Annotated in this window: 11 protein-coding genes; all 11 read left to right on the forward strand. The window is 71.6% G+C overall.

Annotated elements, in window-relative coordinates; all coding sequences use genetic code 11:
* Positions 1-18: 18 nt before the first annotated feature.
* The gene (locus Raf01_RS28390; protein ID WP_203921084.1) at positions 19-1,488 is read left to right on the forward strand and encodes an aldehyde dehydrogenase family protein; all 1,470 of its coding nucleotides are present in this window, start codon (positions 19-21) and stop codon (positions 1,486-1,488) included.
* A 61-nt stretch (positions 1,489-1,549) separates the two neighbouring features.
* Positions 1,550-2,674 (forward strand): quaternary amine ABC transporter ATP-binding protein, encoded by a 1,125-nt coding sequence (locus Raf01_RS28395; protein WP_203921085.1) that lies wholly within the window; start codon positions 1,550-1,552, stop codon positions 2,672-2,674.
* Positions 2,675-2,683: 9 nt separating this feature from the next.
* The gene (locus Raf01_RS28400; protein ID WP_203921086.1) at positions 2,684-4,744 is read left to right on the forward strand and encodes an ABC transporter permease; all 2,061 of its coding nucleotides are present in this window, start codon (positions 2,684-2,686) and stop codon (positions 4,742-4,744) included.
* A gap of 27 nt (positions 4,745-4,771) precedes the next feature.
* Positions 4,772-5,737 carry an ABC transporter substrate-binding protein gene (locus tag Raf01_RS28405; RefSeq protein WP_203921111.1) on the forward strand — a complete coding sequence of 322 codons (966 nt, stop codon included), beginning with the start codon at positions 4,772-4,774 and terminating at the stop codon, positions 5,735-5,737.
* Between the two features lie 172 nt (positions 5,738-5,909).
* Complete coding sequence (locus tag Raf01_RS28410; RefSeq protein ID WP_239133988.1) at positions 5,910-8,366, forward strand: GcvT family protein; 2,457 nt, start codon at positions 5,910-5,912, stop codon at positions 8,364-8,366.
* 40 nt (positions 8,367-8,406) lie between these two features.
* Entirely contained in the window at positions 8,407-9,624 is a 1,218-nt protein-coding gene (locus Raf01_RS28415; RefSeq protein ID WP_203921087.1) for a sarcosine oxidase subunit beta family protein, read from the forward strand.
* A 69-nt stretch (positions 9,625-9,693) separates the two neighbouring features.
* Positions 9,694-9,960, forward strand: coding sequence for a sarcosine oxidase subunit delta (locus Raf01_RS28420; RefSeq protein WP_203921088.1), 267 nt, complete (start codon positions 9,694-9,696; stop codon positions 9,958-9,960).
* A complete protein-coding gene (locus Raf01_RS49835; RefSeq protein ID WP_239133989.1) occupies positions 9,957-12,800 on the forward strand; it encodes a 2Fe-2S iron-sulfur cluster-binding protein in 2,844 nt (947 codons plus the stop codon). The genes Raf01_RS28420 and Raf01_RS49835 overlap by 4 nt, the downstream gene beginning before the upstream one ends.
* Entirely contained in the window at positions 12,793-13,374 is a 582-nt protein-coding gene (locus Raf01_RS28430; RefSeq protein ID WP_203921089.1) for a sarcosine oxidase subunit gamma, read from the forward strand. Before Raf01_RS49835 ends, Raf01_RS28430 begins: the two co-directional genes overlap by 8 nt.
* A 97-nt stretch (positions 13,375-13,471) precedes the next feature.
* Entirely contained in the window at positions 13,472-14,146 is a 675-nt protein-coding gene (locus Raf01_RS28435; RefSeq protein WP_203921090.1) for an aminoacyl-tRNA hydrolase, read from the forward strand.
* Positions 14,147-14,279: 133 nt separating this feature from the next.
* Positions 14,280-14,502: hypothetical protein (locus Raf01_RS28440; protein WP_203921091.1), on the forward strand; the 223-nt coding region annotated here is incomplete at its 3' end.

Consider the following 14,502-nt stretch of genomic DNA (forward strand, 5'->3'; position numbering starts at 1 on the left):
AGGACGGTGCACGGGCCGGTGGCAGAGCTCTATATCGACGGCGGGTGGCGGGAGGCGGTCGCCGGTGGGCGGCGGGAGATCCGCTGCCCGGCCGACGGGGCGCTCGTCGCGACGGTGTCCGAGGGGGCCCGGGCCGACACCGAGGCGGCCGTGCTGGCCGCGCGCCGGGCCTTCGACGAGGGGCCGTGGCCGCACAGCCCGGCGGGTGAGCGGGGAGCCGTCCTGTCGCGGATCGCCGACCTGCTGGCGCGCGACGCCAAGCGACTGGCCCGGGCCGAGGCGCTGGACACCGGCAAGCGTCTGGTCGAGGCGGAGTACGACGTGCAGGACGTGATCGCCTGTTTCCAGTACTTCGGCGGGATCGCCGGCACCGACGCGGGCCGGGTGGTCGACACCGGCCGCGAGGACGCGATCAGCCAGGTGGTATACGAGCCGGTCGGCGTCTGCGGGCTGATCACACCGTGGAACTACCCGTTGTTGCAGGCGTCGTGGAAGGTGGCGCCGGCCCTGGCGGCCGGGAACACGTTCGTGCTCAAGCCGAGCGAGCTGACCCCGTCGACCGCGGTCGCGCTGATCGGGCTGATCGAAGAGGCGGGGGTACCGTCCGGGGTCGCCAACCTCGTGCTGGGCGCGGGGCCCGCGGCCGGCGCGCCGCTGGCCGAGCATCCGGCGGTCGACCTGGTGTCGTTCACCGGCGGCCTGTCCACCGGGCGGCGCATCATGGCCGCGGCGTCGGCCACGGTGAAACGGGTCGCCCTGGAGTTGGGCGGCAAGAACCCGAACGTGGTCTTCGCCGACGCGGACTTCGACACGGCGGTGGACTTCGCGTTGACCGCCGTGTTCCTGCACTCCGGCCAGGTGTGCTCGGCGGGAGCGAGGCTGATCGTGCAGGACAGCATCCACGACCGGTTCGTCGACGAGGTGGTCCGGAGGGCTTCCCTGATCCGGCTCGGTGGGCCATTCGATCCGGACGCGGAGACCGGTCCGCTCATCTCCGCGGCGCACCTCGAGCGGGTCGAGCGCTACGTGGCCGACGGCATCGCCGAGGGCGCGGTGCTGCGCTGCGGCGGTAGCCGGCCGGAGGATCCGGCGCTGGCCGGTGGCTTCTACTACCCGCCGACCGTGCTGGACGGCTGCCGGCCAGGGATGCGGGTGGTCGCCGAGGAGTCGTTCGGGCCGGTGCTGACCGTCGAGCGGTTCACCGGCGAAGACGAGGCGGTACGCATCGCCAACGACACCAGTTACGGGCTGGCCGGGGCGGTGTGGACGCAGGACGCCGGCCGGGCGCAGCGGGTCGCCCGGCGGTTGCGGCACGGCACGGTCTGGATAAACGACTACCACCCGTACGTGCCGCAGGCGGAGTGGGGTGGATTCAAGCAGTCCGGCATCGGGCGGGAACTCGGCCCGACCGGACTGAACGAGTACCGCGAAATCAAGCACATCTGGCAGAACACCCGACCGCGCCCGCAGCGCTGGTTCCGGGGCTGACGCAACCACCGGCCCGGGAACGGGGACGGCCGGTCCGAACAGCGGCGACCGAGGGGGAGCCATGACAGGCGTGACCGGCGACGCGACGCTGGATGTGACGGGGCTGTGGAAAGTGTTCGGCCCGAAGCCGGACCGGGTGGTCGGCACGCCGCTGGCCGCGCTGTCGCGGGCCGAACTGCGCGAGCGTACGGGTTGTGTGGCGGCGGTACGCGACATCTCCTTCACGGTGGCCGCGAACGAGGTGTTCGTCGTGATGGGACTGTCCGGCTCGGGAAAGTCGACGCTGGTACGGTGCCTGACCCGGCTCATCGAGCCGACCGCGGGCAGTGTGCGCTACGACGGCGACGACATCCGGGAGGCTGATCCGCGACGGCTGCGCGAGCTTCGCCGGCACCGGTTCGCCATGGTGTTTCAGCACTTCGGGCTGTTGCCGCACCGGCGCGTGATCGACAACATCGGTTACGGGCTGGAGGTGCGCGGGGTCCGCAAGGACGAACGGTACCGGCGGGCCGGCGAGGTGCTCGACCTCGTGGGGCTGTCCGGGTACGCGGATTACTTCCCAGACCAGCTGTCCGGCGGCATGCAACAGCGGGTCGGACTGGGCCGGGCGCTGGCGGTCGACCCGGAGATCCTGTTCTTCGACGAGCCGTTCTCCGCGCTCGATCCGCTGATCCGCCGGGACATGCAGAACGAGGTCATCCGGCTCCACCACGAGGTCGGCAAGACGATGGTGTTCATCACCCACGACCTGCACGAGGCGCTGCGCCTGGGCGACCGCATCCTCATCATGAGGGACGGCGCGATGGTCCAGGTCGGCCGGCCGGACGAGGTGGTCGGCGCGCCGGCCGACGACTACGTGCGTGACTTCGTCGCCGACGTGCCGAAGTCGCACGTGCTGACGATCCGGTGGGTGATGCGCCCGGTGCGCGCGGACGACCCGCTGGACGGCCCGGAACTGGGGCCGGACGTGGTGGTCCGGGACGCGGCCCGGCTCGTGCTCGGGGCGAGCAGCCCGGTCCGGGTGGTCTCCGGCGGCCAGTTGCTCGGTCTCGTGGACGACGACGCGATCCTCCGGGTCATCGTCGTCGACGACGAGAGGCGGGGCGCATCCCGGGCGGTCGCGGCGGGCGTGGACACGGCCGAAGCCGGCGCGGGTACCGCCGAGACCGCCGCGGTCGAGGGGTAGGCGATCGGGATGGCGAGCGTCACCGCGACCGCGACCGCGATCCGCCGGGGAACCGGGCGGGTGCGCCGGAGCTGGCTGATCGTCGGCACGCTGGTGGCCTGGGTGCTGCTGTGGATCCCGCTGCGTGGCCACGACACACTGCCGCTGCCGGTCGCCCAGCTGCGGCCGCTGCACCAACGGCTCAATGATCTGAACGTCTACATCGGCAACCATCGGGCCAGTAGCCCGTTCTTCACCGGATTCGTGAACGTGATCCGGTCCGGGATCGCCGATCTCACCACGTTCCTCCAGTCGCTGATCAGCCAGCCGTCGTACGACCGGCCGGTACCGGTTGTCGGCTGGCTGGGCGTGGTCGCGCTGGCGGTGTTGGTCGGGTACGTGCTGGCGAATCTGCGGATGGCCGTCCTTGCCGGGGTCGGGTTCGCGTGCTTCGGGCTGCTCGGGGTGTGGCAGGAAAGCATGGACACGCTGGCGGCGACCCTGGCCGCGGTGCTCATCTGTCTGCTGATCGGCCTGCCGCTCGGCGTGTGGATGGGCCTGTCCCGGGCGGTGGAGCGGACTCTCACCCCGGTACTGGACTTCATGCAGGCGATGCCGACGTTCGTGTACCTGGCACCGCTGACCCTGTTCTTCCTGATCGGCCCGGCGTCGGCGGTCATCGCGACGTTCGTGTACGCGGTACCCCCGGTCATCCGGATCACCGCGCACGGCATCCGCGGCGTACCGGAGTCGGCGCTGGAGTCCAGCCGGTCGCTCGGCGCCACCGGGTGGCAGTCGCTGCGCACGGTACGGCTGCCGATGGCCCGGCGCACGATCGTGCTGGGCATCAACCAGACCACGATGTGCGCGCTGTCCATGGTGACGATCGCCGCGCTGATCGGTGCCCCCGGTCTCGGTCAGGTGGTGGTGCACGCGCTGGAGACGCTGGACGTGGGCACCGCGTTCAACGCCGGTCTGGGCATCGTCATCATGGCGATCGTGCTGGACCGGGTGACGACGGCCGCGAGCGTGCGGGTCGAGCAGGGGTACCGGCGTGGCGTGGGCGCCGCGGGGCTGGGCGGGTCGCTGGGCGGCCGGCTGAGTCGCCGCGCGGGGCGCAGGTTGCTGCTGGCCGGTCTCGGCGTGCTGGCGGTGGTCGCGGTGTACCTGTCGTACACGTTCGTCTGGGCGGCGGTCTTCCCCGCGTCGGATTCGGGCGGGCTGCTGGGATCCGGCGTGGTACGGGGAATCAACGCCGTGGACCACTGGGTGCAACTGCACCTGAACTCGGTCACCGACGGCATCAAGAACGTGGCCAGCTACGGGCTCATCAACCCGTTGCAGTCACTGATCGCGGACTCACCCTGGTACCTGACCTGCGCGGTCGTCGTGGCGATCTGCCTGGCCGTCGCCGGACCCCGCACGCTGCCGGTCACGGCGATCTGCCTGGCCCTGCTCATCGGCAGCGGAGTGTGGCAGGACGCGATGGTCACGTTGTCCGCCACGCTGCTCGCCACGGTGATGGTGATGGTGCTGGGCGTGGTGTTCGGCGTGTGGATGGGGCGTAGCGACCGGGTCGACCGGGTGCTGCGCCCGGTTCTCGACGCGGCACAGGTGATGCCGGCGTTCGTCTACCTCGTACCGTTCCTCGGCCTGTTCGGTACGAGCCGGTTCACCGCGATCGTCGCGGCGGTCGTGTTCGCCGCGCCGGTGGCGGTGAAGCTCATCGCCGACGGGGTGCGCGGGGTGCCGGCGGAGGTCGTCGAGTCGGCCGCCTCGTCGGGGTCGACCGCCTGGCAGACGATCGTCAAGGTGCAACTGCCGATGGCCCGCCGCGCGCTGACCCTGGCGGCGAACCAGGGGCTCATCTACGTGCTGTCCATGGTGGTGGTCGGCGGCCTGGTCGGCGGTGGCGCGCTCGGTTATCTGGTGGTCGCCGGCTTCTCGCAGATCTCGTTGTTCGGCAAGGGACTGGCCGCGGGCGTGGCGATCGTCATGCTCGGCATCCTGCTCGACCGGATCACCCAGGGCGCGGCCCGTCGCGGCGGTGCGCGATCGGGCCGGTCGTACTGGATGGGGCGTACGTACTGACCTTTGGGAATAGAGGGAGGGTTCGTGTTGCGCGGAACCAGATGGGTCCGAACCGTCGCGCTGCTGGCAGTCGGCGCGCTGGCGCTGTCCGGCTGCGGCTCGAAAATCAAGAGCGGCACGTCGGCCTCGGCCAGCCACAAGCCGTGCGGGACGGTCAATCTCGCGGACAACCCGTGGGTCGGGTACGAAGCCGACGTCGCGGTCATCAGCTACCTGGCGACGAACAAGCTGGGCTGCACGGTGAAGAAACAGAACATCAACGAGCAGGTGTCCTGGCAGGGCTTCGCCAGCGGCACGGTCGACGTGATCCTGGAGAACTGGGGTCACGACGACCTCAAGAAGCAGTACATCGACCAGCAGAAGGTGGCGGTCGAGGACGGCGAGACCGGGAACCAGGGCGTCATCGGCTGGTACATCCCGCCGTGGCTGGCCCAGGCGCACCCGGACATTCTCGACTGGCACAACCTCAACAAGTACGCGGACGAGTTCAAGACGTCGGAGTCCGGCGGCAAGGGTCAGTTCCTGGACGGCGACCCGTCGTACGTGACCAACGACGACGCGCTCGTGAAGAACCTGCACCTCAACTTCAAGGTGGTCTACGCGGGCAGCGAGGACGCGCTGATCCAGGCGTTCCGCACCGCCGAGGAGCAGAAGAAGTGGGTCATCGGGTACTTCTACGAGCCGCAGTGGTTCCTCAACGAGGTCAAGTTGGTGCACATCAAGCTGCCGGCGTACACGCCGGGGTGTGACGCGGACGCGCAGAAGGTGGCGTGCGACTACCAGCCGTTCGATCTCGACAAGATTGTGAGCAAGAAGTTCGCGGACTCGGGCAGCCCGGCGGCGACGCTGGTCAAGAACTTCCGCTGGACGAACACCGACCAGAACGACGTCGCGAGGGACATCGCGGAAAACAAGATGAGCGACGACGCGGCGGCGAAGAAGTGGGTGGACGCCCACCCGGACGTGTGGCAGTCCTGGCTGAAGGGGACCTGACCGTCCCGGCGGGAAGTGTGACGGTGGGCCGATCGCGTGAGCGGTCGGCCCACCGGCTTGTATCGCGGGCGTCTGTGGCGGGCGGTTCTCTTGACACGCGTCGCCGGGGCACGGGATTCTGTTGCGGTATGCGCGTGCCGTTGCTTATGGCGCATCGCCTGCGGGAGGGATCGTGACCGGACCGCGAGTGGTCATCATTGGTGCCGGCGTCGTCGGCGCGGCGGTCGCCGAGGAGTTGTCCGCGCGCGGCTGGGACGCCATCACGGTCGTCGACCAGGGACCGCTGCCCGCCGCCGGCGGATCGTCCTCGCACGCGCCGGGACTGGTGTTCCAGGCCAACTCCGCCAAGGTGATGACGCGACTGGCCCGGTACACCGTGGAGAAGTTCGGCCGGCTGGGCTGCTTTCTTCCGGTCGGTGGTCTGGAGGTGGCGACCGGGCCGGCGCGGCTGGCGGAGCTGCACCGGCGCCACGGCTGGCTCGACTCCTGGGGTGTGGCGGGCCGGGTGGTGCCGCCGGAGGAGTGCGTGCGGCTGCACCCGCTGCTCGACCCGGACGTGGTGGTCGGTGGGCTGCACGTGCCCACCGACGGGTTGGCCGACGCGGTAGGGGCGGTGGCGGCGCAGCTGGACCTCGCGCGCTCGCGGGGGGTACGGGTGCTCGACCGGCACCGGGTGTTCGACGTGCGTACCACCGGGGACCGGGTCAGCGCGGTGGTGACCGACCACGGAGACCTGCCGGCCGACATCGTGGTGTGCGCCGCGGGCATCTGGGGGCCGGCGGTGGCCCGGATGGTCGGCATGAACCTTCCGCTCACCCCGCTGGCCCACCAGTTCGCCTGGACCGGCCCGGTGCCGGCGCTGGCCGGGCAGGGTGCCGAGGCGGTCCACCCGATCCTCCGCCACCAGGACGCCGACCTGTACCTGAGGGAGCGCCGCGACCGGCTGGGCATCGGATACTACGGGCACCGGCCGATGCCGGTCGACGCCGGCGACATCCGCCACTGGGACGAGGGCTCCGGCGACGGCACCGGCTCGCGGATGCCGTCGGTGCTGCCGTTCACCGCCGACGACTTCGCGCCGGCTTGGGCGCACGCCCGCGACCTGTTGCCGGCGACCGCGGCGACGGAGCTGGAGGACGGCTTCAACGGCCTGTTCTCGTTCACCACGGACAACCTCCCGTTGCTCGGCGAGTGCGCCGGGGTGCGGGGATTCTGGGTCGCCGAGGCGGTCTGGGTGACCCACTCGGCCGGAGTCGGCCGGGCCGTGGCGGAGTGGCTGACCGACGGCTACTGCTCGACGTTCGACCTGCACGAGTGCGACGTCAACCGGTTCGAGGCGCACCAGCTCGCCCCGGACTACGTGCTCGCCCGGGACTGCCAGAACTACGTCGAGGTGTACGACATCCTGCACCCGCTCCAGCCGATGGAGGCGCCCCGGCCGCTGCGTACCACGCCGTTCTATCCTCGGCAGCGGGAACTCGGCGGGTACTTCCTGGAGGCCGCCGGCTGGGAGCGTCCACACTGGTACGGCGCCAACGAACGGCTGCTCGCCGGCCGGGACATCCCGGCGCCGAACGACTGGGCCGCCCGGTACTGGTCGCCGATCGTCGGCGCCGAGGCCCAGGCGACCCGGGAGGGCGTCGCGCTCTACGACATGACCCCGCTGAAGCGGGTCGAGGTGGCCGGCCCGGGCGCGGCCGGATTCCTCCAGCGACTGACCACCGGCGACATCGACAAGCCAGACGTCGACAAGTCGGTCGGCTCGGTGACGTACTGCCTGTTGCTCGACCGGGACGGCGGCATCCGCAGCGACATCACGGTCGCCCGACTCGGGCCGGGCCTGTTCCAGGTTGGCGTCAACGGCAACCTCGACCTGGACTGGTTCACCCGACACCTGCCCGGCGACGGATCGGTGACTGTCCGGGACCTCACCGCGGGCACCTGCTGTGTCGGTGTGTGGGGTCCGCGAGCCCGCGAACTGGTCGCGCCGCTGTCCGACCTCGACCTGTCCAACGACGGGTTGCGCTACTTCCGCTGTGCCCGGGGCTACGTCGGCACCGTCCCGGTCACCGCGCTGCGGCTGTCCTACGTGGGAGAGCTGGGCTGGGAGCTGTACACCACCGCCGACCTGGGGCTGAAACTCTGGGACACGCTGTGGGAGGCCGGAGCGCCGCTGGGCGTCATCGCCGCCGGCCGGGGCGCGTTCACCAGCCTGCGCCTGGAGAAGGGGTACCGCTCGTTCGGCGCGGACATGACGTACGAGCACGACCCCTACGAGGCGGGGCTGGGCTTCGCGGTGAAGCTGGACAAGGGCGACTTCCTCGGCCGGGACGCGCTGCTGCGCCGCAGGGAGGCGGTCACCCGGAAACTGTCCTGCCTGACCATCGCCGACCCGGCCGACGTGGTGCTCGGCAAGGAGCCGGTGTACCACGGCGACGAGTGCGTCGGGTACGTCACGAGCGCGGCGTACGGGTACACGATCGGCGCCGGCATCGCGTACGCGTGGCTCCCCTCGGAGCTGTCCGAGCCGGGTACCACCGTCCACATCGGATACTTCGACCGGCGAGTGCCGGCGACGGTGGCCACCGAGCCGCTCGTCGACCCGAAGATGCTCCGGTTGAGGGCCTGACCGGACACCGATGGAGAGGTCGCCGGATGGAGAGAGCGAGATGACCGAAGACCTGCCGGAGCATCCGGACTTCCTGTGGCGCAACCCCGAGCCGAAGCGCCACTACGACGTGGTCATCGTGGGCGGTGGCGGGCACGGGTTGGCCACCGCGTATTACCTCGCCCGCAACCACGGCATCACGAATGTCGCGGTACTGGAACGGGGCTGGCTGGCCGGGGGCAACATGGCCCGCAACACCACCATCATCCGCTCCAACTATCTCTGGGAGGCCAGCGCCGGCATCTACGAGCACGCGCTCAAGCTGTGGGAGGGATTGGCCGAAGACCTCGACTACCCGATCCTGTTCAGCCAGCGTGGCGTGCTCAATCTGGCGCACAGCCAGCAGGACGTGCGCGAGGGTGCCCGCCGGGTGCATGCCAACCGGCTGTCCGGAGTGGACGCTCACTGGCTGGATCCGGGGCAGGTCAAGGAGGTCTGCCCGATCGTGAACATCTCGCCGGACGTCCGGTACCCGGTGCTCGGCGCCACGTACCAGCCGCGGGCGGGCATCGCGAAGCACGACTATGTCGCCTGGGGGTTCGCCCGGGCGGCGGACGCGCTGGGCGTGGACCTGATCCAGCACTGCGAGGTGACCGGCATCGACGTCCACGATGGACGGGTCACCGGGCTGCGCACCACGCGGGGACCGATCGGGGCGGGCAAGGTGGCGCTGTCCGCGGCGGGGCACTCGTCGGTACTGGCCCGGATGGTGGGGCTGGACCTGCCGGTACAGAGCCATCCGCTCCAGGCGCTGGTCTCGGAGTTGCTGGAGCCGGTGCACCCGACGGTGGTCATGTCCAACGCCGTGCACGTGTACGTCAGCCAGGCACACAAGGGCGAACTGGTGATGGGCGCGGGGATCGACGCGTACAACTCGTACAGCCAGCGGGGCGCGCTGCGGGTCATCGAGCGACAGATGTCCGCAGCGCTGGAGCTGTTCCCGGTGTTCGCCCGGGCGCACGTGTTGCGCACCTGGGGCGGGATCGTGGACGTGACGCCGGACGCCTCGGCCATCGTCGGGCTGACGCCGATCGACGGGCTGTACGTCAACTGCGGCTGGGGGACGGGCGGATTCAAGGCGACTCCGGGTGTCGGCTGGTGCTACGCGCACACGGTGGCGCACGACGAGCCGCATCCGCTCAACGCGCCGTTCCGGCTCGACCGGTTCAGCACCGGTGCGCTCATCGACGAGCACGGCGCCGCGGCCGTGGCTCACTGAAATGTCGCGGCGGTTCACTGAGATGCGGTGCGGGACAGAGATGCGGTGCGGGACAGGAAGCGAGGAGCGATGCTGCTGATCCGCTGCCCGTGGTGCGGGCCGCGCGACGAGACCGAGTTCCACTACGGCGGTGCGGCTCACGTCGCGTACCCGTCCGATCCGGCCGCGCTGTCGGACGAGGAGTGGGGCCGGTACCTGTTCGTGCGGGAGAACCTGAAGGGGCCGTTCGCGGAGCGGTGGTGCCACACCGCCGGCTGCCGCCGGTGGTTCAACGCGGTCCGTGACACGCTCACCAACGAGATCCTGCGGGTGTACCGGATCGGTGAGCCGGCATGAGTGGCGACGGGTTGAGGCACGCGACGGAGGGACGGATCGACCGCGGTACCGTGCTGCGGTTCCGGTTCGACGGCACCGCATATTCCGGGCACCCCGGCGACACCCTGGCCTCGGCGCTGCTGGCCAACGGTGTGCGCCGGATCGGCACCAGCGTCCGGCTGGGCCGCCCGCGCGGCGTCATGTCGGCGGGCAGCGAGGAGCCGACCGGCGTGGTGCAGCTCGAGGCGCCGTTCCCGGACCCGATGCGCCCGGCGACCATGGTCGAGCTGCACGACGGCCTGGTGGCCAGCAGCCTGTCCGGCCGGGGACGGCTGGCCGACCGGCCCGATCCGGCCCGGTACGACGCCGTACACGCACACTGCGACATGCTCGTGGTCGGCGCCGGCCCGGCCGGTCTTGCCGCCGCCAGCCTCGCCGTCCGCTCCGGCGCCCGGGTCATCCTCGCCGACGAGCGGCCGGAGGTGGGCGGTGCGTCGCCCGACACCGAAGGCGATGACTGGTTCGACCGGGCCGGTGCGCGGGTGCTGACCCGTACGACGGTGTTCGGGTACTACGACGACAACTACCTGGTGGCTGTGGAACGCCGGACGGATCACCTGGGCGCGGCGGCTCCCGGGAACCTGGCCCGGGAGCGGATCTGGCGGATCCGGGCCGGGCAGGTGGTACTCGCGACCGGGGCGCACGAGCGCCCGATCGCCTTCGCCGGCAACGACCTGCCCGGCGTGATGCTGGCCGACTCGGCCCGGACGTACCTGCACCGGTACGGCGTGCTCGTCGGCCGCCGCGCGGTTGTGTTCACCATCAACGACTCCGGGTACCGGGTGGTGGCCGACCTCGCCGCGGCCGGCGTCGAGATCGCCGCGCTGGTCGACCCCCGCGAGGCGACCGGCGGCACGGTGGGTGGACAGGTCGGCGGGCGCTACGGCGGGCACGTTGTGGTCGCCGCGCACGGTGACGACGCGCACGGTCACGATGTGCTGTCCACTGTGGACATCGAACCGGTCGGCGGCGGACCGACGGTCCGGGTGGACGCGGACGCGCTGCTGGTGTCCGGCGGCTGGAGCCCGGTGCTGCACCTCTACAGCCAGTCCGGCGGACGGCTGCGGTACGACGAGGTGGTCGGCGCCTTCCTGCCCGACGGCTGCCGGCAGGCGGTCACCGTGGCCGGGGCCGCGCGGGGACTCACCTCCACGACGGCCTGTCTCGTGGACGGGGTGGACGCCGCCCGGCAGGCGTTGACGGCTCTGGGCATCACACCGGTGGACTGGTCACCGCCCTCGGTCGGGGCGGGCGCGGAAGGTCCTCCGCCGGCGACCGCGGCCCCGGGAGGCGTCCCGGATCTCCGGTTCGTGCCCGCGGAGGACTACTCGACCCACTTCGTCGACTTCCAGCGCGACGTGACCGTGGCCGACGTGCTGCGGGCCACCGGCGCCGGGCTGCGCTCGGTCGAGCACGTGAAGCGGTACACCACCGCCGGCACGGCACACGATCAGGGCAAGACGTCCGGCCTGCTGACCAGCGCGGTGGTCGGTCAGGCGCTGGACGCCGGCATCGCGGAGCTGGGACACACGACGTTCCGGCCGCCGTACACGCCGGTCAGCTTCGCCGCCCTCGCCGGCCGGGACCGGGGCCAGCTCTACGATCCGGTACGGGTGACCGCGATCCACGACTGGCATGTGCGGCACGGCGCCCGGTTCGAGGACGTCGGCCAGTGGAGGCGATCCTGGTACTACCCGGCCGAGGGCGAGGGCCTGGCCGAGGCGGTGCGTCGGGAGTGCGTGGCCGCCCGTACCGGCGTGGCGTTCATGGACGCGTCGACGCTCGGCAAGATCGAGGTACAGGGGCCGGACGCGGGGCGGTTCCTGGATCGGTTGTACACCAACGTGATGAGCACGCTGGCGGTGGGCGCGATCCGGTACGGCGTGATGTGCGGCCTGGACGGCATGGTGTTCGACGACGGTACGGTCGCCCGGCTGGCACCGGACCGGTTCCTGCTCACCACCACGACCGGCAACGCCGGCCCGGTGCTGGACTGGATGGAGGAGTGGCTCCAGACCGAGTGGCCCGACCTCGCGGCCTGGTGCACCTCGGTCACCGATCAGTGGGCCACCGTCGCCGTGGTCGGCCCGCGTTCCCGGGACGTGCTGGCACGGCTGGCTCCCGGTCTCGCTGTCGACGCGGCCACCTTCCCGTTCATGACCTGGCGCGACACCGTGGTGGCCGGGCTGCCCGCCCGGGTGTGCCGGATCAGCTTCTCCGGCGAGTTGGCGTACGAGGTCAACGTCGCCTGGTGGCACGGGCTCGCGCTGTGGGAGGCGGTGTACGAGGCCGGCGCGCCGTACGGCATCACCCCGTACGGCACCGAAACGATGCACGTGCTGCGGGCGGAGAAGGGGTACCCGATCGTCGGCCAGGACACCGATGGCACCGTGACGCCGCAGGACCTGGGCATGGCCTGGGTGGTGTCGAAGAAGAAGGCCGACTTCATCGGCAAGCGGTCGTTCGCCCGAAGCGACACCGCCCGGCCGGACCGCAAGCACCTGGTCGGCCTGTTGCCCGAGGATCCCACCCTGCTGCTGCCGGAGGGGGTGCACGTGGTCGATCCGGCGTGTCTCGCCGGTGGGCGGCTGCCCGAGCCGCCGGTCCCGATGCTCGGCCACGTCACGTCCAGCTACCGCAGCGCGGCGCTCGACCGCACGTTCGCGCTGGCTCTGGTGGCCGGCGGCCGGGACCGGATCGGCGACCGGCTCTACGCGCCGCTGGATGACGGGCGGCTGGTCCCGGTGACGGTCGCTGGCCCGGTCCTCTACGACCCGGAGGGAGCGCGCCGCGATGGCTGAGCCGCTGGAGACGACGATCCGCAGCCCGCTCGCCGGCTGGACGCCTCACCCGCTGACCGGGATACGGCTGGCCGAGTTGCCGTTCCGGACCCAGGTGAACCTGCGGCTGCCCGCCAAGGGGCCGGCGGCCGACGCGGTCGGGCTGGAACTGGGCGTACCGCTGCCGGTCGAGCCGGGTACCACGGCCGGGTCCGGTGAGCTGTCGGTGCTGTGGCTCGGACCGGATGAGTGGTTGGTGGTGGGGTCACCCGGCGCGGATCTGGCGGCACGGCTGGCCGCCCGGAGGGGTGCCGGCGTGTCGGTCGTGGACACCTCGGCGTTGCGTACCACGGTGTTGGTGGCCGGGCCCCGCGCTCGCGACCTACTGGCCCACGGTTGCGCCCTGGACCTGCATCCCACCCGGTTCCCGACCGGCCGGTGCGCGCAGACGTTGCTCGCGCACGCACAGATCGTGCTGGTCGCGGTCGATGACGGGACGTCCGGTGCCGAGCCGGCGTACCACCTGCTGGTGCGCTCGTCGTTCGCCAACTACCTCGCGGACTGGCTGGAGGACGCGGCTGTCGAGTACCGGTGAGGGCCGGCTGCCGCTGACCGATGACCCCGACCGATAACAGCGACCGATAACCCTGACCCTGGCCCGCGCGGCCGGTCCGGGCTGCGATCATGGGCTCGTGGACGACGAGACCCCATCCGAGATGGTGCTTCCCCTGGTGGTACGCCTGGAAAAGGCCGAACCACCGCAGCGCACCGACGCGCTGGAGACGGCCGCCCGGGCGGTGCTCGCGCTGCTCGCCGACCCGCGCACGACCGAGGGTGAGTGGTCGGCGGCGGTGCGCCGGTGGGAGGCCGGCCGCATCCGCAAGGTGGTCCGCCGGGCCCGGGGCGCGGGCTGGTCGCGGGCCCTCGCGCTGCCCGGCCTGACGGTGACGGTCCGCAGCGCCGAGGTCCGGGTGTTCCCGCCTGTGCCGCTGGACGGGTGGCCGCCGGACCTGGCCCGGCTCCAGGTCGGCGGCACGGAGTTGGAGGACGCGACGCCACCACCGCCGCCCGACCCGGCCAACCCGACGCTGTGGGTCAACCCGGGGCTCACGATGACGGCGGGCAAGGCGATGGCTCAGGTCGGGCACGGCGCGCAACTGCTCTGGTGGGCCACCGGCGATGCGGACCGGGACCGGTGGCTGGCCGACGGGCTCGAGGTGTCGGTGCGTACCGCGTCGGGGCCGCAATGGGGCCGGCTGCTCGGCGCGGGGTTGCCGACCGTGCGAGACGGCGGCCTGACCGAGCTGGAACCGGGCTCGCTGACCGTGGTGGGCCAACCGGGCACGAACCGGTCACCGCGGCCGTGACACGGCGGGCGCGATTGCATCAGAGCCCTCCGGGTATGGGTGGGTCCGGACGCGCTGTCGGTGCTGCCTGCGTCGGGCCGGTCGAGCGGCCGGGCACCACGGTGGCGCGCGGCCGCGGGGCGAGGGGGTACCGGTGGACACGGTCGAGGCCGGCGGTGGCCGGTACCGGCGGGTACGCCGGCCGCGCCGGGTCCGCCGCCGGCGCACCCGCCTCGGCAAGGCCCTGATGGTGGTCGCGCTGGTGTTGTCCGTTGTCGTGCTCGCCCTGTTCGCCGGTGGGCTGTTCGCCATCAACCGGCTCAACCACGCGGTGGTGCCGGGCAACCTGCTCGGCACGGCGAGGGCGCCTCGGGGGG

It is taken from the genome of Rugosimonospora africana, from assembly GCF_016862975.1.
In the GTDB taxonomy this organism is placed as follows: domain Bacteria; phylum Actinomycetota; class Actinomycetes; order Mycobacteriales; family Micromonosporaceae; genus Rugosimonospora; species Rugosimonospora africana.